Below are 18,815 nucleotides of genomic sequence, written 5' to 3'. Positions count from 1 at the left end.
AGCCCTAGGCTTTCGGCGCTGATTAGGAAGCATAAAAATTATCAGAACGTCATTCCGAGCTTGCCGAGGAATGACGTTCTGGCGATTTCCTAGGCAGCTTCAATAACCAGCAGTCTAAAACATTATGAATCAAGCCTATATCATCGACGGCGTGCGCACACCCATCGGCAACTTTGGCGGCACGCTGGCCGCCGTGCGCCCCGACGACCTGGCGGCCCACGCTATCCGCGCGCTGCTGGGTCGCCAGCCCGGCGCCGACCCGGCCGCCGTGGCCGACGTTATTATGGGCTGTGCCAACCAGGCCGGCGAAGACAACCGCAACGTGGCCCGCATGGCCGCGCTGCTGGCCGGCCTACCCCCCTCCGTACCGGGTGAAACCGTGAATCGGTTGTGTGCCAGTGGATTATCATCGGGCATCGCGGCGGCCCGTGCCATTCGCAGCGGCGACGGCGACCTGTTCGTGGCTGGGGGGGTAGAGAGCATGACCCGCGCGCCGCTGGTGATGTCGAAGCCCAGCAAAGGCTTCGGCACCGACGCGCAAATGGCTGATTCCAGCTTCGGCTGGCGCTTCATCAACCCGAAAATGCAGGAGCTGTACGGCACCGACGCGATGGGCGAAACCGCCGAAAACCTGGTGGACCAGTACCACATCAGCCGCGAAGACCAGGATAAATTTGCCTTGGCTTCACACCAAAAAGCCGCCGCCGCCCAGCGCAACGGCCGGCTGGCCGAGGAAATCGCGCCCGTGGCCATTCCGCAGCGCAAGGGCGAGACGCTGCTGTTTGCGGAAGATGAATTTCTAAAGCCCGATACCTCGCTGGAAGCCCTGGCCCGGCTGCGCCCCGCCTTCCGCAAAACCGGCGGCACCGTGACGGCCGGCAACGCCTCAGGCCTCAACGACGGGGCCGCCGCCCTGCTGCTGGCTTCGGAATACGGTATCAAGCAACACAATCTCAAGCCGTTGGCCCGCGTTGTGAGCATGGGCGTGGCCGGCGTCGAGCCGCGCATAATGGGCATCGGCCCGGTGCCGGCCAGCCAGCAGGCCTTGAAAAAAGCCGGCTTGACGTTGGATAACATCGATATTATCGAGCTGAACGAGGCCTTCGCGGCGCAGTCGCTGGCCTGCATCCGCGCCTTTGGCCTGGCCGACGACGACCCGCGCATCAACCCCAACGGCGGGGCCATTGCCCTGGGCCACCCGCTGGGCATGAGCGGTGCCCGCCTGCTGCACACGGCCGCGCTGGAGCTGCAAAAGCAGGGCAAGCGCTACGCGCTGGTGACGATGTGCATCGGCGTGGGCCAGGGCTACGCTGTGGTTATAGAGCGTGTGTAACTTCAACGACACCTCACCCCCTAACCCCCTCTCCTGCGGAGAGGGGGAACTAGCTCTAATTTTAGTTCTTAGCTCAACTTAGTCTTCAACCACTATTTCGCTCTTTACCTGCTGGTTATCTAGTCTAGCACTAGAAGCTAGTCCCCCCTCTCCGCAGGAGAGGGGGCTAGGGGGTGAGGTTAACGTCCGTGCATTATGACCCCTACCCTCGAAAACTATACCCTCGGCCGCTGGACGCCCGGTGCCGCCGACCCGCACGAGCTGCTGGATGCCAGTACCGGCGAGGTCATTGCCCTGGCCAACACCGAAGGCTTTGACTTTGAGCAGATTCTGGCCTACGGCCGCCGCGTAGGCAACCCCAGGCTGCGCCGGATGACCTTCCACGAGCGTGGCCGGATGCTGAAGGCGCTGGCCTTCCACTTGCAGGAAAAAAAGGAGCTTTTTTACGAGCTGAGCTACCGCTCGGGGGCCACGCGGGCCGACTCGTGGATTGATATTGAGGGCGGAATCGGTAATTTATTTGCCAACGCCTCGCTGCGGCGCAAGTTTCCTGACAAACCGTTTTATGTAGAGGGCGAGCCGGTGGGCTTGTCGAAGGGCGGCACCTTCATGGCCCAGCACCTTTTGGTGCCCAAGGAGGGGGTAGCGGTGCACATCAATGCCTACAACTTCCCCATTTGGGGCATGCTGGAGAAAATCGCGGTGAACCTGCTGGCCGGGATGCCCGCCGTGGTGAAGCCCGCCGTGCCCAGCGCCTATCTCACTGAAGCCGTGGTGCGCGAGATTATCGCTAGCGGCATCCTGCCCGACGGCGCGTTGCAACTGGTGGTGGGCTCAGGCCAGGGCATTCTGGACCATGTGACGTATCAGGATGTGGTCACGTTCACCGGCTCGGCCGCCACGGGCACCAAGCTGCGGGCGCACCCGCGCATCATCAGCGAGGCGGTGCCCTTTACGTTGGAAGCTGACTCGCTCAACGCCGCCGTGCTAGGTTCCGATGCCCGGCCCGGCACGCCGGAGTTCGACCTCTTTATCAAAGAAGTGCGCAAGGAAATGACGGCCAAGTGCGGGCAGAAATGCACCGCCATCCGCCGCGCTATCGTGCCCGCCGACTTGCTCGAAGACGTGCAGATTGCGTTGGGCAAAGCGTTGGCCCAGACCACCATCGGCCACCCGCAGGCCGAGGGCGTGCGCATGGGCGCGCTCGCCGGCCGCGAGCAGGCCGAGCGCCTCCGCGAGCAGGTGCGCCAGCTCGCCAAGACTACCCCCATCGTGTATGGCGACCTCGAAAACGTGGAGATTCTGGGCAAGGAGCGCGGGGCCGACGTGACTAAGGGCGCGTTTATCTCGCCCATCGTGCTGCGCAACGACCATCCGTTCAAGCACTTGGACAGCCACGAGCTGGAAGCATTCGGGCCAGTGGTGACGCTCATGCCCTACCACGACCCCGCCGAAGCCATAGCCCTGGCCAACCTCGGCAAAGGCTCGCTGGTGTGCTCGCTGGCCACCAACGACCCGCACCTGGCCCAGGATTTCGTGCTCGGCGCGGCCACCCACCACGGCCGCATTCTGGTGCTTAATGGCGAGATGGCCAAGGAAAGCACCGGCCACGGCTCACCCCTACCCCAGCTCGTGCACGGCGGCCCCGGCCGGGCCGGCGGCGGCCAGGAAATGGGCGGCATCCGGGGCGTCGAGCACTTCATGCAGCGCGTGGCGTTGCAGGGCTCGCCGAGCATGATTACGGCCATCACGGAAGTGTACCAGACGGGGGCCAAAACGGTGGAGTACGACAAGCACCCCTTCCAGCGCTACTTCGAGGAGCTGGAAATTGGCGAAACCTACACCACCCACAAGCACACCGTGACGGAGGCCGATATCAGCAATTTTGCGGGCATTTCGGGCGATAATTTCTACGCCCACGTCGATGCTACTTCGCTGGAAGGCACGCTCTTCACGGGCCGCGTGGCGCATGGGTACTATATTTTATCCAAGGCCGCCGGCATGTTCGTGGACCCGCGCAAAGGTCCGGTTTTGCTGAATTATGGGCTCGATGAGTGCCGCTTCACCAAGCCCGTGTACCCCGGCACTACCATCGGCGTGACACTCACGGTTAAAGAGAAAATCGGCCAGGAAAAGCGCGACGAAACCGACATCGCCAAAGGCATCGTGCGCTGGCTCGTGACCGTGACCGACGAAACCGGCGACACCGTGGCCGTAGCCACAATTCTGACAATGGTGAAGAAGAAAAACCAAGCCTAACGAATTTTCGCACAGAGTTCACAGAGTTAAAAGAGCTTTTTGACCTCTGTGAAACTCTGTGGACTCTGTGCGAAATTCTTACTCCTACCCCCCATGAGCACCCTCCCCGCCGGCCACGTCACCACTGCTACCGATGCCGCTGGCATCACTACTATCACGTTTTTCCACCCCGCCCACAACTCGCTGCCCGCTGCCATTCTGGCACAGCTGGCTGCCGCCATTACCCAGGCCGGCCACGACGAAGCCACCAAAGTCGTCATCCTGCAAAGCGAAGGCGAGCGCACCTTCTGCGCCGGGGCCAGCTTCGACGAGCTGCGCGCCGTGGCCGACGCGGCGCAGGGGCTGGCGTTTTTCTGCGGTTTTGCGCACGTTATCAATGCCTGCCGCACCTGCCCCAAGCTCCTCATTGGGCGGGTGCAGGGCAAGGCCGTGGGCGGGGGGGTAGGGCTGGCCGCCGCCACCGACTACTGCCTGGCCACCACCCAAGCCGCCGTGAAGCTCAGCGAGTTAGCCGTGGGCATCGGCCCCTTCGTGGTCGGCCCCGCCGTGGAGCGTAAAATCGGCGCTTCCGCCTTCGCGCAGCTCGCCATCGATGCTACGCAGTTTCGCACGGCCGAGTGGGCCGCCGCCCGCGGCCTCTACGCCGAGGTGCTGCCCGACCTCCCTACCCTCGACGCGGCCGTGCAAGCCCTGACCCAGCGCCTGGCCACCACTTCGCCCGAGGCCATGCGCGAACTCAAGCAGGTCCTCTGGGCCGGCACCGAGCACTGGGATTCGTTGCTCGTGGAGCGCGCCGCCATCAGCGGCAGGCTGGTGCTCTCGGAGTTTACGCGGGCAGCGATTGGGTAGTAGCGCGAACTTTGTAGTTCGCGTCCCCGCGCCGCAACAACGATTTTAACGGCGCGGGGACGCGAACTACAAAGTTCGCGCTACTTATTTCGTAATATGGGCAACTTAATGTATTATGAGCGCAACCTACCGCATCGGCTGCCGCCTGGCTCGCCCATCTTTCTGACTTTTCGACTGGCCGATTTACTGCCCGCAAGTGTAATAGATAGGTTGCAAGTGCAATTCAAAAGTACTGATGAAGAGTCTATTGCGGATTCCTATGCGCAAAAGCGCCGCTACTTTGGTAGGTTTGACGAGCTGCTAGATACGGGTGGCTATGGCCCAACCTGGCTTGCTGAGCCGCTGGTAGCAGAGTTAGTGGGTAGCTCACTGCGTTACTTTCATGGTAAAGCATACACCCTACTATGCTACTGCCTGATGCCAAATCACGTGCATCTGGTCGTATCGCTACCCGACGAGGCACCGCCGCTGGCCGAAACATTACAACGTGTGAAAGGCTACACTGCCTTGCAGGCTAATAAGCTGTTGAGCCGAACGGGTCAATTCTGGCAGCGCGAAACCTACGACCATGTCGTGCGCGATGGCGAAGAAATGAGCCGCGTAATCGCCTACGTTGTGAATAATCCGGTGAAAGCTAGGCTGGTTACAAATTGGGAAGCGTGGCCTTATATCTATTGGCCCGAGCAGTAGCGCGAACTTTGTAGTTCGCGTCCCCGCGCCGTTAAAATCGTTGTTGCGGCGCGGGAACGCGAACTACAAAGTTCGCGCTACTACCTAGAAAAACATCCTCACAGCGCCGTATCCAGCACCTCATCGCCGTCATCGGCCATTGTTTTGGCTAGCTTTTCGATGTTGAGGCTGCGCGCCGAGGCGTCGAAAATTTCGCGGTAGGTGCCGCGGGTTGAGTAGAGCTCGGCGTGGGTACCGCTCTCCACGGCTTCGCCTTTTTTCATGACGTAGATGCAGTCGGCATCCACGATTTGGGCGAGGCTGTGGGAGATGATGACCACCGTGCGGCCCTGCTTGATGGCGTCGAGGCTATTTTTGATTTGCTCGGTGGCGATGGCGTCGAGGCTGGCGGTGGGCTCGTCGAGGAAGATGATGGGCGGGTTTTTAAGGAAGAGCCGGGCGATGGCGATGCGCTGCTGCTGGCCGCCCGAAAGCTGCTGGGCGTCGCTCTGGTAACCCCTGGGCAGGTCCAGAATCTGGTCGTGGAGGTAGGCCTGACGGGCGGCGGCTTCGATTTCGGCCTGGGTAGCGTTAAAGTTGCCGTAACAGATGTTCTCCTCGATAGTGCCCTTGAAAATGTGGTTTTTCTGGAGCACGAGGCCGATTTGCTGGCGCAGGGCGGGCGTGTCGTATTCCGAGAGGGGTAGGCCGTCGAGCAGCACTTCGCCGCCGTTGGGGCGATAAAATTCGCAGAGCAGGTTGATAATCGTGCTTTTGCCCGCGCCGCTGAGGCCCACGAGCGCGGTGGTTTTGCCAGCCTCAATGGTCATGCTCACGTTGTGCAGGGCGGCCGTGCCGCTGGGGTAGGTGAAGTTGACGTGGCGCAGCTCGAAGCGGCCGTAGAGGTGCGCGGGGCGCAGCGTGCCGGGGCGCTCGGTCTGGTCGTCGGCATCGAGGATGGCGAAAAAGCCCTCGGCGTAGGTCAGCGCCTCGTTCATCTCGTCGTAGATGCGGTGCAGCTGCCGGATGGGGGCCGACACGTTGTTGAACAGCAGCACGTGAAACATGATGGCCCCGATGCTCATCTGGCCCACCAGCACGAGGTAGGCGGTGAGCACGATGATGGCCACCACGCCGATTTGCTCGAAAAACGACTTGAGGCCGTCGTAGCGAAAGTTGGTTTTGCGGGTCGCAAGCTGGGCTTCTTCGAGGCGGTTTTGCACGGCCAGCTGCTTGTCGCCCTCGTAGGCCTCGCGCACGAAGCTCTTGATAACCACGATGCTGTCGATGATGCTGATGAGGCCGTGGTTTTTTTCCTCGCGCAGGCTGCGCAGCATCCGGCGGGTGCCGTTGAGGCGGTCGGCCTGGCGGTAGCTCAGCCAGAAATAGATGGGTAGAATGGACGTAGCCACCAGCCCTACCCACTTGTTGGCCAGGAACATAACCACCAGCGCCACCAGCGCATTCGCAAAAAGGGGTAGGATATCGATGAAGAAGTTTTGCACCAGCTTCATCAGGCTCTCTACCCCCCGGTCGATGCGCGTCTGGAGCTTGCCAGTCTGGTTGCCGCCTTCCGAAAAAAAGCCCAGCTCGTAGCCCAGAATCCTGGTCACGGCCGCTTCGGCCAGCGCGCCCGACACGCTGATGCGGATTTTCTCGCCGTAGTATTTCTGGCCAAACGTGATGCCCGTATTCAGTAATTCTTTGGCCAATAACAGCGCGCTCACCCAAATAAGCATCTGCCAGCCCTGCGCCAAACCCTGGCCTTTATTCAATAAATTCTGCACCGTATCGACGGTGTAGCGCAGCACAAACGGGTTGACCTGCGCGGCCAGCGAACCCACCAGCGTGAGCAACAACGTGCTGATAACCAAGCGGCGATAGGGCCGCACAAAGGGCAGCAAACGCTGAATTATTTGCCAAAGACTCATCAAACAAGCGGGTTGGAGGCGAAACGGTTAGACGCATGGCTACCAGCCGGGGTTATCATCCGTGGGTGCCTTCAAGGGTAGCCGCATGTTTTGCGAAGCCGGGGTCCGGGGCGGGGCGATGCGGGCCGGCATCCGGGCGATAAGTACTTGCTTGCTGCGTCGTAGAAAAACCGAATTCCTGCCAGGCAACAGTTTTTTTAGTGGCTAAGAGGGCGATAGTTAAGTCAGGGCTAAGTTGCTCGCAGCTAGCCAGCAGCGTTCATGGGGGAATGTTGAGCATTGGTCGGGCCGCGGGGGGTAGGCGTCTGGTAACGGCGGGGCGCAGGTACTATTTGGCGGGGGTAGGGAGTTTAGGGGGTGGCAGCAGCGCGCTGCTCGTGGGGCCCGGCCCCGCGCCACTGGTTTATTTCTCTGCAAAAACTCATGGTTAAAGCCGCATTCTTCGCTTGCCTGCTGGCGCTGCTGGCCGTTGCCGCGCCGCCCGCCACCGCCCGCCCCGCCCACGCCAGCTGGCCCTTCTGGCTCTCGAAGCCCGAGCGCCACGGCCAACGCAAGCTGGCCGGCGACTACACCCACCACTACGGCACCTACCGCAACCACAGCCGCCAGGACGGCGGCAGCCCGCTCAGCTTCCTGCGGGGCAGCGGCCACTCCACGGCGCGGCACAAGGGCTCGCTGCATCACAAGAGCAACCATCGCCGCACCACGGGCCTGTTTTAAAGGCTTGGGCCTGCATTTAACGGGTTAGCCAAAACTAAAGAACGTCATGCTCATCTGGCGTCCGCTTGTCGAAGCATCTCGCTCACGCCGTGAGGGTTAATAACCTTAGCGGCGTGGTAGAGATGCTTCGACAAGCGGACGCCAGATGGGCATGACGTTCTTTTTTAGCGGGTGCGGTCTAGCTATCGGTTTTGGCTTTGATTTTCACCTTGCCGTTCTTTTCCTTCACCTTGGCATCCTGCATGGCATCGGTGCCGCGCTGGCGGCGGTTGGCCTGCATGGTTTGCATTTTGGTAAATTGGTCGGGGGTGAGCACGGCTTTTAGCTGGTCGTCGTACTTGGCGCGGTTGGCCTGCATTTGGCCCCGCAGTTGCTTGCGGTCGCCGGTGCCGGCCTGCATCTGGCCGCGCATGGTCATCATATCCTGGTCGCGGGCCAGCAGTATTGGCTGCACCTTGGCCGATTGGTCGGCGCTGAGGCCCAGCTGCTTGGTGAGGCCCTGGGTTTGGCGGGCGGCCATTTCGTCGGGGGTGCGTTGCGGGTGGCCGCCGGCCTGGTCGGGCGTAGTTTGGGCCGAGGCGGCGGTGGCAGACAGGGCAAGCGCCAGCAGGGGAAACAGAAACTTTTTCATGAAATACGGAAGAGTTTGATAGAAAAGAAGGGGGTAGGGAAAGTAGCCGGGGCCGGCAGTTGCGACGGGTTAGATGCCGGCCCGGCCACTAGGTTTAGTGCAACAGGTTAGCGGCGGTAGTACTGAGCTTCCCAGCGGGCGCGCTCATCGCGGCTCACGCGGTGGTTATGGTCGTAGCCATAGTTGTGGCCCATTTCCCAGCGGCGGCGCTCTTGCATCGTCACGCGGTGGTCGCGGTCGAAGCCGTAGTTCTGGTTGCGGTCGAAGTGGTCGTCGCGACGGTCGTCGTAGCGGGCGGGGCCTTGCTGGTAGCGGCCATCACGGTCGTGGTCGTGGTCGTTGGCGGGGGTAGGGGCGGCAAACGCGCTGGCGCTGGTGAGCAGGGTGGCGGAAGCGAGGGCGGCGAAGAGGAAGGATTTCATGACAAGGGAAAGTAAGAGGTTGAAGGTGAGATGCTAACCGTGCCGGCGGCCTAGGCGTCGGCGGCTGGTTGAGGATGCTTTTGCAAACAGCCGGCCGCATTTGCGCCCCACAGCGCGCACAGGTCCTTTTACCGCCCAAACCCCGACCAACGCCCCGATTATGCCGATTGAGAGGCCTCAGCCAAACGCCCCCGCCCGGCCCGCCGGTGCGGGGGCGTTTGGCTACTGCCTACCTTTGTGGCCCCAAGCTCTCTCCCACCCTACCCCCCTTTAGACCCCCAGCCCCTTTTTTATGGCCCGAGTGGAAATGACGATGCCCAAGATGGGCGAATCCATCATGGAAGGCACCGTGCTGAAATGGCTCAAGCAAGTCGGCGATGCCATTGAGCAAGATGAATCGGTGCTGGAAGTAGCCACTGACAAGGTGGATACCGAAGTGCCCGCCCTGTATGCCGGCACGCTGGCCGAGATTCTGGTGCAGGAAGGCGAAGTAGTGGCCGTGGGCGCGCCCATTGCCCGCATCGAAACCGAAGCTGGCGCGGCCCCTACCCCACCCGCAAACCCCGATGAGCTGGAGGAAGCCAGCGCCCAGCCGCCCCTGACGAAGCCCGACCACATCCCGCTGATGCAGCCCGCCCCGGCCGGCGACGAAAGCGTGCCCTATCTGCCCGGCCCCAATGCGCCGGTGGCACCCGCCGCGCCCAACAAGCCGGCCACCATGCCCCCCGCCAACGAGGCCAACCCGGTGCTGCCCGGCCGCTTCTACTCGCCGCTGGTGCTCAGCATCGCCCGCGAAGAAGGCATTAGCATGAGCGACCTGGAGCGCCTGCCCGGCACCGGCCAGGACGGCCGCGTGACCAAGAAAGACATTCTGGACCACGTAACGGCTGGTAAGCCATCGATGATGCCAGCCCCGGCCGCACCGACTCCGGCATCAGCCGCGCCGGCTCAGGCACCAGCCGCCGCCCCGACGGCACCCGCGCCGCCGCAGCCGGCCGCAGCCCCTACCCCCGCCCCAGCGCCCCAGCCTGCCGCGCCGGCCCCTTCGGCCAACGGCCAGCCGGCCCCCGCTGCCCCTACCCCCCCCGCGGCCACCAAGCCCGCGCCCTCGGTGTCGGGCGGCCAGGAGCTGGTGGAGATGGACCGGATGCGCAAGATGATTGCGCAGCGCATGGTGGACTCCAAGCGGATTTCGCCGCACGTCACGAGCTTCGTGGAGGCCGACGTGACGGAGCTGGTGAACTGGCGCAACAAGCACAAGGACGCGTATAAGAAGCGCGAAGGCGAAAACCTGACTTTCACGCCCATCTTCATTCAGGCCGTGGCGCGCGCTATCCAGGACTACCCTGGCATCAACGTGTCGGTGGATGGCGACTACATCATCAAGAAGAAGGACATCAACATTGGCGTGGCGGTGGCGCTGCCCTCGGGCAACCTCATCGTGCCGGTTATTCACAACGCCGACCAGCTCAACCTCAATGGCCTGAGCAAGAAGATGAACGACCTCGCCAACCGCGCCCGCCAGAACAAGCTCAAGCCCGAAGACCTAGCCGGCGGCACTTACACGCTCTCGAACGTGGGCTCGTTTGGTAACGTCATGGGCACGCCCATCATCATGCAGCCGCAGGTGGCCATTATGGCCGTGGGTGCCATCAAGAAAAAGCCCGCCGTGATTGAGACGCCGCAGGGCGACCTCATTGGCATCCGGCACTTTATGTTCCTGAGCCACAGCTACGACCACCGCGTGGTCGATGGCTCGCTCGGCGGCATGTTCGTGCGCAAAGTGGCCGACTATCTGGAGCAGTTCGACCCGAACACTACGATGTAGTTAGCGGTCAACACAACAATAATCGTTTGTCTTTGCGAGCCTGCGAAGCAATCGCCCCTGCGCGGAACTCAAGCCGTTTGTTCGGGTTTCGTTCTGGTGCAATTGCTTCGCAGGCTCGCAATGACAAACGATTTTGCGTTTCTCTATTTTTATGAAGAATATCCTGTTCATTCTTACCCTGGCCGTGTCGCTGGGTCTGATTTTCTTCCTCTACTGGCGGCTCACCGTTACGCAGAATGCCCTGGCCGACGCGCAGAGGGAAATTACTGGATGTCAGCAGGTTACATTTCAGCTGCAAGCCCAGTTGAGCGCCGACGAAAAAGACGCGGCGGCCCACTCAACCAATGCGCCCTCGACATTGCGGTAGGGTGCGGGGCTTGCCCCCGCCCATCGTTGAACGAAACCACTGCGCATCGTTCAACGAGGGGCGGGGGCGAGCCCCGCACCCTACTACTTACAGCGCTGCTTTCGGGTCGAGCAACAGGAACATAAACGCGTATTGCCGGGCCACGTCGTGCAGCGCTTTGAAGCGGCCCGACGCCCCGCCGTGGCCAGCGTCCATATCGGTGTGCAGCAAAAGCAAATTGTGGTCGGTTTTGGTAGCGCGCAGCTTGGCAACCCACTTGGCGGGCTCGAAATACTGCACCTGCGAATCGTGCAGACCGGTGATTACCAGCATGTTGGGGTAGTTGTGGGCTTTCACGTTGTCGTAGGGCGAATACGAGAGCATGTAGTCGTAGGCGGGCTTGTTGGCAGGGTTGCCCCACTGCTCATATTCGCCGGTGGTGAGCGGAATGCTGGCGTCCGACATGGTAGTTACCACGTCCACGAACGGCACGGCCGCGATAACGCCTTTATATAAGTCGGGGCGCATATTTACCACCGCGCCCATGAGCAGGCCGCCGGCACTACCCCCCAGCGCGAAGAGCTTGGCGGCCGAAGTGTATTTCTCCTTGATGAGATACTCCGAGCAGTCGATGAAGTCAGTAAATGAGTTCATCTTACGCATCATGCGGCCGTCCTCAAACCATTGGCGGCCAAGCTCCTGCCCACCCCGAATGTTGCAAAGCACATAGGCAAAGCCCCGGTCGAGCAGGCTCAGGCGCGCCGACGAAAACGTGGGGTCCATCGAGAGGCCGTAGGAGCCGTAGGCGTATTGCAGCACCGGACCCTGGCCGTTTTTGTGGAAACCTTTCTTGTAAACAATCGCAATCGGGATGAGCTTGCCGTCGCGCGCGGTCACGAATTTGCGCTCCGTCACGTAGTTTTTCTTGTCGAAACCGCCCAGCACCGGCTGCTCCTTCAGCAGCGCCAGCTTGTGGATGGCCATGTCGTAGTCGTAGGTGGTGGCGGGGGTAGTAAACGAGGTGTAGGTGAAGCGCAGCAGCGGCGTGTCGAACTCAGGGTTGGCTCCGATAAACGTGGTGTAAGCCAGCTCGCGGAAATCGACCACGTGCCCTATCTGGTCTTTGAAATTGATAACGCGCAATTGGCGAATGCCTTCCTCGCGCTCGTTCAGCACCAGGTAGTTCTTGAACAGCTCCATCTGCTCCAGAAACACGTCTTCGCGCTGCGGAATAACCTCGGCCCAGTTGTTGCGGCCGGTGCTGGTGAGCGGCGCGGCCATCACCCGGAAGTTGGGTGCCTCCCAGTTGGTGAAAACGTAGAAGCGGCCGTTGGCGTCCTGCACGTCGTAGAGCAGGTCGGGCGTGCGCGGCGCAAACACCGTGAACTCGCCCGTGGGGTTGCTAGCGTCCAGAAAACGGTATTCGGAGGAGAACGCGCTCCCTAGCTCAATGCCCAGGTAGTGCTTTGACTTACTGCGGCTTACGTGCAGGCTAAACGTGTCGTCCTTTTCCTCATATACCAGCACATCCTGGGTCGGGTCGGTGCCCAGCTTGTGCCGGTACACCTGGTAGGGCAAAAGCGTCGTTACGTCCTTTTTGGCGTAGAAAACCGTCTGATTATCAGCGGCCCACACGGCGTTGCCCTCCACATTAACAATTCTCTCGGGATAAAGCTGGCCGGTCGTCAGGTTTTTGAAGCGCAGCGTGTAGAGGCGGCGGCTCACGGTGTCGGTGCTGAAGGCCAGCAACTCGTTGTTGTCGCTCACCTCGTAGCCGCCGATGGCGAAGTAGCTGTGGCCCTGGCCCATCTGGTTGCCGTTGAGCAGCACTTCCTCGGTGCCTTGCAGGCTGCCGGCCTTGCGGCAGTAGAGCGGGTACTCGCCGCCGGTTTCGTAGCGGGTGTAGTAATAGTAGCCGTTGTCGCGGAACGGTACCGACTCGTCCTGCTCCTTAACGCGGCCCTTCATTTCGGCGAACAGCTTGTCTTCCAGCGGTTTCACCGGGGCCATTTGCTGGTCGAAATACGCATTTTCGGCCTTGAGGTAATCGAGCACCTGCGGGTTTTCGCGCTCGTTGAGCCAGTAGTAATTGTCGGTGCGCGTGCCGTAGGGCGACACGAGCGCCTTGGGCTTTAGGGTAGCAATGGGGGGGGTAGGCATAGATTGGGGCGGCGTGGTCTGCGCCTGCGTGGCGAGCGCCGTGAGGCAGAAAAGCCCGAAAGTAGCAAGTTGTTTCATGAATCAGCGTTGAGAGAGCGCCTCCAAATTAACAGCAGAATACCCAAACGGCTTGCACTAATCGCACATTTTACAAGATGTTACGCAGAAATTGCTGGTATTGCGGGGTAGCGAGCAAGCCGTTGTGCCCATCGGCGCTATAGTTCGTATTTTATTGAATACAAATACGTTGCAAATAATAGCGCTGCATTATTTGATAGCCTGCGAAGCTACTTGCAGAGCACTCCGCAAACTGCCGTACCTTATTTACTCATTCACGTTGGCTTTATAATGGACGTCATCACGCTGAAAACCCCGGTGCCGGACCGCCTCACGGAGGAGGAATTCGCACAGTTTTGCCTCGACCACCGCGACTTGCGCATCGAGCGCAACAGTAGCGGCCAGATTACTATTATGCCCCCCGTATTTACCGAAAGCGGCTTCACTAACAATGAATTATCCCGCCAGTTTGGCAACTGGAACCACCGCGCCCGGCTGGGGCGGGTCGGCGACTCCTCGACCGGCTATACGCTGCCCGACGGGGCCATGCTCTCGCCCGATGCGTCGTGGGTGGCCGAGGCGCGCTGGCAAGCGCTGCCCGAGGCCGACCGCCGCCGCTTCGCCCGCATCTGCCCCGATTTCGTGATGGAGCTGGCTTCCACGTCGGACCACCTGCCAGCGCTGCTCACCAAAATGCACGACTGACTGGGTGCGGGCGTGCGCCTGGCCTGGCTGATTGTACCCAGCACCGAAACGGTCCACGTATTCGAGCCGCCCTACCCCCCTCGTCTGCTGCAAGGCTTCGACCAGGTGCTGAGTGGCGAACCAGTATTACCCGGCTTTGCGTTGAAGTTGAAGGAATTACGATTTGCTTAACAGGAGAAATAACAGGCAAAAAGAACGTCATTCCGAGCTTGCTGAGGAATCTCGTTCTTTTTGCCTGTTATTTCTCTAATCCAGCGTCTTTAGCGCCTGCTCCAGCGCCGCGATTTTCGCCTCGGCGTCGGCCAGCTTCTGGCGCTCACGCTCCAATACATCGGGCTTGGCGTTGGCCACGAACTTCTCATTGGTCAGCTTTTTATTCACGGAGTCGCGGAAGCCGATGGCGTAGCCCAGCTCCTTTTCGAGGCGGGCGCGCTCGGTGGCGGCATCCACCTGCATATCGAGCGGCACGAAAAATTCGCTACCCCCCTGCACGAAGCTCACAGCGCCGGCCGGCGCTTCCGTTACAAACGATAAGTCGCTGAGGTTGGCCAGCTTGCGCACTAATGACGCATAGGCTGCGATGGCGGCCTGGTCGTCCGCTTTCACGGCCAGCTCCAATAGCTTCACGGGGCCTAAGTTCTTCTGGTTGCGCACGTTGCGCACACCGGCCACGATGGCTAGCGCCTTGTCCATGCCGGCCAGCACGTCGGCGCTGCGGGGGGGGTAGGGACCTTGGGCCAATGCGCCACGCACACGTAGTCGCGGTCGCCGCGCTCGGCCAGCTCGTGCCACAGCTCCTCGGTGATGAAGGGTATGAACGGGTGCAGGAGCTTGAGCAGCGTTTCGAGGAAATCCACGGTGGCGCGCAGCGTCTCGGCGTCAATCGGGTGTTGATAGGCGGGTTTCACCATTTCGAGGTATTGCCCGCAGAAATCGTCCCACAACAGCTTGTACACCGTCAGCAGCGCGTCGCTCATCCGAAACTTGTCGAAATGCTCGTCCAGCACCGCCACGGTTTCGGCTAGCTTGGCCTCAAACCAGCTCACGGCCTGCGCGTTGGCGAAGGGCAGCGCGTTATCCGCCTCCCAGCCTTTCACGAGGCGAAAGGCGTTCCAGAGCTTGTTGTTGAAGTTGCGGCCCTGGTCAATCAGCTTCTGGTCGTAGAACAGGTCATTGCCGGCGGGCGACGAAAACAGCATGCCCGTACGCACCGCGTCGGCCCCGAAGTCGCGGATGAGGTCGAGCGGGTCGGGTGAGTTACCGAGTTGCTTGCTCATCTTCCTACCCTGCGCATCGCGCACGATGCCAGTGAGATACACATTTTTGAACGGCACTTCCTTACGAAATTCCAGCCCGGCCATAATCATGCGCGACACCCAGAGCGACAAAATTTCCGGGGCCGTCACCAAGTCGTTGGTGGGGTAGAAATAACTGATATCGGCGTTGTCGGGGTCATCGAAGCCGTCGAACACCGAAATGGGCCAGAGCCACGACGAAAACCAGGTATCGAGCACGTCCTCGTCTTGGCGCAAGTCGGTGGTTTGCAGTTCGTTGTTGCCGCTTTGTTCGCGAGCTAACTCTACCGCTTCGGCCTCATTCTGAGCCACTACAAATGAGCCATCGGGCAGGTAGTAGGCCGGAATGCGCTGGCCCCACCACAGCTGGCGCGAGATGCACCAGTCGCGGATGTTTTCCATCCACACCCGGTACATGTTCTTGAACTTGGGCGGGTGCAGCCGGATGGTGTCGTTTTCGACCACTTCGAGCGCGGGCTTGGCCAGGTGCTCCATTTTCAGAAACCACTGTAAGCTCAGCTTGGGCTCAATCACGGCCCCGGTGCGCTCCGAGGTCTGCACGATGCTGGCGTATTCCTCGATTTTATAGAGCAGGCCGGCTTCCTGCAAATCCTTCACGATGTTGCGGCGGGCGGCAAACCGGTCCTGGCCCACGTACAGCTCCGCTTTTTCGTTTAGCGTGCCGTTATCATTCAGAATATCAATAACCGGCAGGTTGTGTTTCAGGCCCAGCTCGTAGTCGTTGAGGTCGTGGGCGGGCGTCACTTTCAGCGCGCCCGTGCCGAAATCCACCGTCACGTACTCGTCCTGAATAACCGGGATTTCGCGGCCCAGCAGCGGAATGCGCACCCGCTGCCCGGCCAGGTCGTGGTAGCGCGGGTCGGTGGGGTTCACGGCCACGGCCACGTCGGCCATCACGGTTTCGGGGCGCGAGGTGGCCACCGGGAGGAAGCGGCCGGGCTGGCCCACCACCTCATACTTGAGGTGGTACATCTTGGCCTGGGTGTCCTTCGCAATCACTTCCTCGTCCGAGATGGCGGTGCCGCCCAGCGGGTCCCAGTTCACCATGCGCACGCCCCTATAAATGAGGCCCTTGCGGTATAAGTCCACGAACACGCGCAGCACGGCCTCGGTCAGCTTGGGCTCCATCGTGAAGCGCGTGCGGCTCCAGTCGCACGACGCGCCGAGCTGCTTGAGTTGCTCCAAAATAATGCCGCCGTACTTCTCCTTCCACGCAAAAGCGTGCTCCAGAAACTCTTCGCGACTCAGGTCTTTCTTGTTGATACCCTGCTCTTTGAGCATGGCCACTACCTTGGCCTCGGTGGCGATGCTGGCGTGGTCGGTGCCGGGCACCCAGCAGGCTTCGCGGCCCTGCATGCGGGCGCGGCGCACCAGCACGTCCTGGATGGTATTGTTGAGCATGTGGCCCATGTGCAGCACGCCCGTCACGTTGGGCGGCGGAATCACTACGGTGTAGGGCTGCTTGCGGGGGTTGGGTTTGGCTTGAAAAAAGCCCTGCTCCTGCCAGCGCTGGTACCATTTGGCTTCAACGTCGGCGGGCGAATAGGTTTTGGCGAGGGACATTAGGGAGAGGTTCAGCTACTAGGGGGCAAAAGTACGGCGGGGGTGACAGGGTATTCAAAACAGGAGTGAGATTCGTGCATCCCGCTTACTTTTAGAAAAATCTGTTACTCCATGCAGCAAATTGACCCCGAAGCTTCCATCGACCTGCTAGAAATATTTCGGCTTGGTCTGCACACCGGTATATTGGAAAGACGAGTAGTTGTAGAGTGGGCTGACCAATTAGTAATACAGGAAGAAACTCCCGATTATTTTTTGATTGAGCTGTCACTTAGTGGCCGGAGTAACATCAATGACCTTATTGGGCTTCTTAATAAATACATTGGGGAGGACAAGCCCTAAGTCTCTAAACGGGTAGTTTTAGGTCTCTTTTTTCATCAGTATAAGGCCGGTCAATTCACCTTGCAAAAAGCTGTTCGAGCTATTGACTGGTTGGCAATACACATCGATTATTCAGAGGAAGAACACAGTTTAATGGCTGGCGTTGATGATGATTACAACCTAGCTGAAGAAGGTATCTGCGGCAATTTTTCTGAGATAGAAATCTTTCTTCTCCGATTTCTTAGCGTTTATCAGGGGTTTTACTTAGAGAATAAGCAGGATTGGCAAAAACTAAATAGTGCTGCTATAACCCAAGTACAACTGCTTTATGAGCAATTAAAATCCTGGTAAGTAATGCTCCTTCCCTACCCCCTCCGCCGCGCGCGATGACCTCAACGGCCTAATACTACTTGGCGGCCGGCCCAACATCAAAAACTCGGTGACTCAGTGGCATTCGCCCTGGTAGCCGCTTGGCGCGAAAACCTTCCGGCCCGCTTTGCGGCTTATCACCAGCAGGCCTTGAAGTCATGCCGTCGCGTGAAGCCGCAAAAGAGCCGTTAAACCTTATGGAATCAACAACGCCGCTGCCAATAGCGCTTGGCAACTCTCCCCTGAACAGCATTCGCACGGGGCCGCGGGGCAGGGCTCCCGTCGTGCTCCTCCACGCGGTGGGCATAGATTTGACCATGTGGGGACCCCAAATTGCGGCGCTGCGGGAAAGCCACGACGTAATTGCCCTCGACCTGCCGGGTCACGGGCTTTCGGACAGCTTAGCCGGGAAGCTGACCTTTAGCGACTTCGCGGCGGTTGTGGCGCGGGTCGTTACGGCCGCGGCGGCGGGGCCGGCGCATCTGGTGGGCATCTCCTTTGGCGGGATGGTGGCCCAGGTGGTGGCGCTGGAACATCCGGCTCTGGTGCGCTCGCTGTCGCTCATTGGCACGGCCTGCACTTTTGCCGAGGCGGGGCGGGCCGCGTTGCGCGACCGGGCCAGTTTCGTGCGTGAGCACGGGATGCGCGCCGTCGCGCCGCTTTCGCTGGCGCGCTGGTTCACGCCCGAATTCAGCCAACGCCGGCCCGACGTGCTGGACGGAATCACCAAAATTCTCTATCGCCAGGATGCCGCCTTCCACGCCGCCGCGTGGGACCTGATTGCTACCCTCGATACGCAGGCTGGCCTGCGAGCCGCCACGCTGCCCGCCCAGTTAATCGTGGGCGCGGAGGATACGAGCACCCCCGTCGCGGCGGCGCACACGCTCGCCGCCGCCTTGCGGACGACTGCCGTACACGTAGTGCCAGGTTCCGCGCACTTCACCAATCTCGAAGCGCCGAAAACCGTTAATGACTTGCTATTGAGTTTTTTGGGTTCACTTGCCTGAATCTCTGCTAGCAGCCCGCCGCTCGTTTATCTGATGCCCCTCACCTTGCCTACCCCCTCCGCCGCGCGCGACGACCTCGATGGCCTGCTGCTGCTCAGCGGCCAGCCTACGGTCTAAAACCTGGTGGCGGCCTACAGCCAGGGCATTTTTCCGGGGCCGGTGGAGGGCTGGCCGCTGGCCTGGTTTTGCCCGCCGCGCCGGGGCATTTTGCGGCTGGCCAGCGTGCATGTGGGCCGCAGCCTGGCGCGGGCGCGGCGGCAGTCGCCGTGGCGCATCCGCTCTGATAACGCTTTTCGGGAGGAATAGCACTGGTTTAGAATAAATAACACCCC

Annotated in this window: 16 protein-coding genes and 1 pseudogene; 12 read left to right on the top strand and 5 right to left on the bottom strand. The window is 60.7% G+C overall.

The window, feature by feature from the left end:
• Positions 1-124 precede the first annotated feature (124 nt).
• The 4 genes from A0257_01560 (at position 125) to A0257_01545 (ending at position 5,131) form a co-directional block, all read left to right on the top strand.
• A complete protein-coding gene (locus tag A0257_01560; protein ID AMR25911.1) occupies positions 125-1,333 on the top strand; it encodes a beta-ketoadipyl CoA thiolase in 1,209 nt (402 codons plus the stop codon).
• Between the two features lie 195 nt (positions 1,334-1,528).
• A complete protein-coding gene (locus A0257_01555; GenBank protein AMR25910.1) occupies positions 1,529-3,592 on the top strand; it encodes an enoyl-CoA hydratase in 2,064 nt (687 codons plus the stop codon).
• A gap of 93 nt (positions 3,593-3,685) precedes the next feature.
• On the top strand, positions 3,686-4,441 hold the full coding sequence (locus A0257_01550) for an enoyl-CoA hydratase (protein ID AMR25909.1): 756 nt from the start codon (positions 3,686-3,688) through the stop codon (positions 4,439-4,441).
• 96 nt (positions 4,442-4,537) lie between these two features.
• Positions 4,538-5,131 (top strand): hypothetical protein, encoded by a 594-nt coding sequence (locus A0257_01545; protein ID AMR25908.1) that lies wholly within the window; start codon positions 4,538-4,540, stop codon positions 5,129-5,131.
• Positions 5,132-5,229: 98 nt separating this feature from the next.
• On the opposite strand, the gene A0257_01540 is transcribed toward A0257_01545, so the two are convergent.
• A complete protein-coding gene (locus A0257_01540) occupies positions 5,230-7,041 on the bottom strand; it encodes an ABC transporter (protein AMR25907.1) in 1,812 nt (603 codons plus the stop codon).
• 423 nt (positions 7,042-7,464) lie between these two features.
• On the opposite strand from A0257_01540, the gene A0257_01535 reads away from it, so the two are divergent.
• On the top strand, positions 7,465-7,761 hold the full coding sequence (locus tag A0257_01535; protein AMR25906.1) for a hypothetical protein: 297 nt from the start codon (positions 7,465-7,467) through the stop codon (positions 7,759-7,761).
• A gap of 178 nt (positions 7,762-7,939) precedes the next feature.
• Here the strand turns inward: A0257_01535 and A0257_01530 are convergent, their stop codons facing one another.
• Both A0257_01530 and A0257_01525 read right to left on the bottom strand, forming a co-directional pair.
• The gene (locus A0257_01530) at positions 7,940-8,392 is read right to left on the bottom strand and encodes a hypothetical protein (protein ID AMR25905.1); all 453 of its coding nucleotides are present in this window, start codon (positions 8,390-8,392) and stop codon (positions 7,940-7,942) included.
• Between the two features lie 107 nt (positions 8,393-8,499).
• Positions 8,500-8,814 carry a hypothetical protein gene (locus A0257_01525; GenBank protein ID AMR25904.1) on the bottom strand — a complete coding sequence of 105 codons (315 nt, stop codon included), beginning with the start codon at positions 8,812-8,814 and terminating at the stop codon, positions 8,500-8,502.
• Positions 8,815-9,106: 292 nt separating this feature from the next.
• On the opposite strand from A0257_01525, the gene A0257_01520 reads away from it, so the two are divergent.
• Complete coding sequence (locus tag A0257_01520; protein ID AMR25903.1) at positions 9,107-10,642, top strand: 2-oxoglutarate dehydrogenase; 1,536 nt, start codon at positions 9,107-9,109, stop codon at positions 10,640-10,642.
• Positions 10,643-10,793: 151 nt separating this feature from the next.
• Positions 10,794-11,009 (top strand): hypothetical protein, encoded by a 216-nt coding sequence (locus A0257_01515; GenBank protein ID AMR25902.1) that lies wholly within the window; start codon positions 10,794-10,796, stop codon positions 11,007-11,009.
• An 87-nt stretch (positions 11,010-11,096) separates the two neighbouring features.
• Here the strand turns inward: A0257_01515 and A0257_01510 are convergent, their stop codons facing one another.
• Positions 11,097-13,226, bottom strand: coding sequence for a protease 2 (locus A0257_01510; GenBank protein AMR25901.1), 2,130 nt, complete (start codon positions 13,224-13,226; stop codon positions 11,097-11,099).
• Between the two features lie 270 nt (positions 13,227-13,496).
• Between A0257_01510 and A0257_01505 the strand changes: the two genes are divergently transcribed.
• Entirely contained in the window at positions 13,497-13,910 is a 414-nt protein-coding gene (locus A0257_01505; protein AMR25900.1) for a hypothetical protein, read from the top strand.
• A 246-nt stretch (positions 13,911-14,156) separates the two neighbouring features.
• Here A0257_01505 and A0257_01500 read toward each other — a convergent pair.
• Positions 14,157-16,789 (bottom strand): annotated as a pseudogene (locus A0257_01500) (valine--tRNA ligase).
• 111 nt (positions 16,790-16,900) lie between these two features.
• Between A0257_01500 and A0257_01495 the strand changes: the two are divergent.
• The 4 genes from A0257_01495 (at position 16,901) to A0257_01480 (ending at position 18,789) form a co-directional block, all read left to right on the top strand.
• Positions 16,901-17,128, top strand: coding sequence for a hypothetical protein (locus tag A0257_01495; protein AMR25899.1), 228 nt, complete (start codon positions 16,901-16,903; stop codon positions 17,126-17,128).
• A gap of 60 nt (positions 17,129-17,188) precedes the next feature.
• Positions 17,189-17,458 carry a hypothetical protein gene (locus A0257_01490; protein AMR25898.1) on the top strand — a complete coding sequence of 90 codons (270 nt, stop codon included), beginning with the start codon at positions 17,189-17,191 and terminating at the stop codon, positions 17,456-17,458.
• Positions 17,459-17,793: 335 nt separating this feature from the next.
• On the top strand, positions 17,794-18,483 hold the full coding sequence (locus tag A0257_01485; protein ID AMR25897.1) for a hypothetical protein: 690 nt from the start codon (positions 17,794-17,796) through the stop codon (positions 18,481-18,483).
• A gap of 123 nt (positions 18,484-18,606) precedes the next feature.
• On the top strand, positions 18,607-18,789 hold the full coding sequence (locus tag A0257_01480) for a hypothetical protein (GenBank protein AMR25896.1): 183 nt from the start codon (positions 18,607-18,609) through the stop codon (positions 18,787-18,789).
• The last annotated feature ends 26 nt before the right edge of the window (positions 18,790-18,815 follow it).

This window comes from Hymenobacter psoromatis (assembly GCA_001596155.1).
In the GTDB taxonomy this organism is placed as follows: domain Bacteria; phylum Bacteroidota; class Bacteroidia; order Cytophagales; family Hymenobacteraceae; genus Hymenobacter.
The sequence above is the reverse complement of the archived record's forward strand: the minus strand, read 5'-3'. Positions and strand labels throughout refer to the sequence as shown.

Excerpts from the sequence above, each read along its gene's own strand:
- A0257_01555 (AMR25910.1), top strand. The coding sequence starts at position 1,529 with ATGACCCCTACCCTCGAAAACTATACCCTCGGCCGCTGGACGCCCGGT.
- A0257_01535 (AMR25906.1), top strand. The coding sequence starts at position 7,465 with ATGGTTAAAGCCGCATTCTTCGCTTGCCTGCTGGCGCTGCTGGCCGTT.
- A0257_01525 (AMR25904.1), bottom strand. The coding sequence starts at position 8,814 with ATGAAATCCTTCCTCTTCGCCGCCCTCGCTTCCGCCACCCTGCTCACC.
- A0257_01495 (AMR25899.1), top strand. The coding sequence starts at position 16,901 with ATGCAGCAAATTGACCCCGAAGCTTCCATCGACCTGCTAGAAATATTT.
- A0257_01540 (AMR25907.1), bottom strand. The coding sequence starts at position 7,041 with ATGAGTCTTTGGCAAATAATTCAGCGTTTGCTGCCCTTTGTGCGGCCC.
- A0257_01485 (AMR25897.1), top strand. The coding sequence starts at position 17,794 with ATGTGGGGACCCCAAATTGCGGCGCTGCGGGAAAGCCACGACGTAATT.
- A0257_01560 (AMR25911.1), top strand. The coding sequence starts at position 125 with ATGAATCAAGCCTATATCATCGACGGCGTGCGCACACCCATCGGCAAC.
- A0257_01505 (AMR25900.1), top strand. The coding sequence starts at position 13,497 with ATGGACGTCATCACGCTGAAAACCCCGGTGCCGGACCGCCTCACGGAG.
- A0257_01510 (AMR25901.1), bottom strand. The coding sequence starts at position 13,226 with ATGAAACAACTTGCTACTTTCGGGCTTTTCTGCCTCACGGCGCTCGCC.
- A0257_01530 (AMR25905.1), bottom strand. The coding sequence starts at position 8,392 with ATGAAAAAGTTTCTGTTTCCCCTGCTGGCGCTTGCCCTGTCTGCCACC.
- A0257_01520 (AMR25903.1), top strand. The coding sequence starts at position 9,107 with ATGGCCCGAGTGGAAATGACGATGCCCAAGATGGGCGAATCCATCATG.
- A0257_01515 (AMR25902.1), top strand. The coding sequence starts at position 10,794 with ATGAAGAATATCCTGTTCATTCTTACCCTGGCCGTGTCGCTGGGTCTG.
- A0257_01545 (AMR25908.1), top strand. The coding sequence starts at position 4,538 with ATGGGCAACTTAATGTATTATGAGCGCAACCTACCGCATCGGCTGCCG.
- A0257_01550 (AMR25909.1), top strand. The coding sequence starts at position 3,686 with ATGAGCACCCTCCCCGCCGGCCACGTCACCACTGCTACCGATGCCGCT.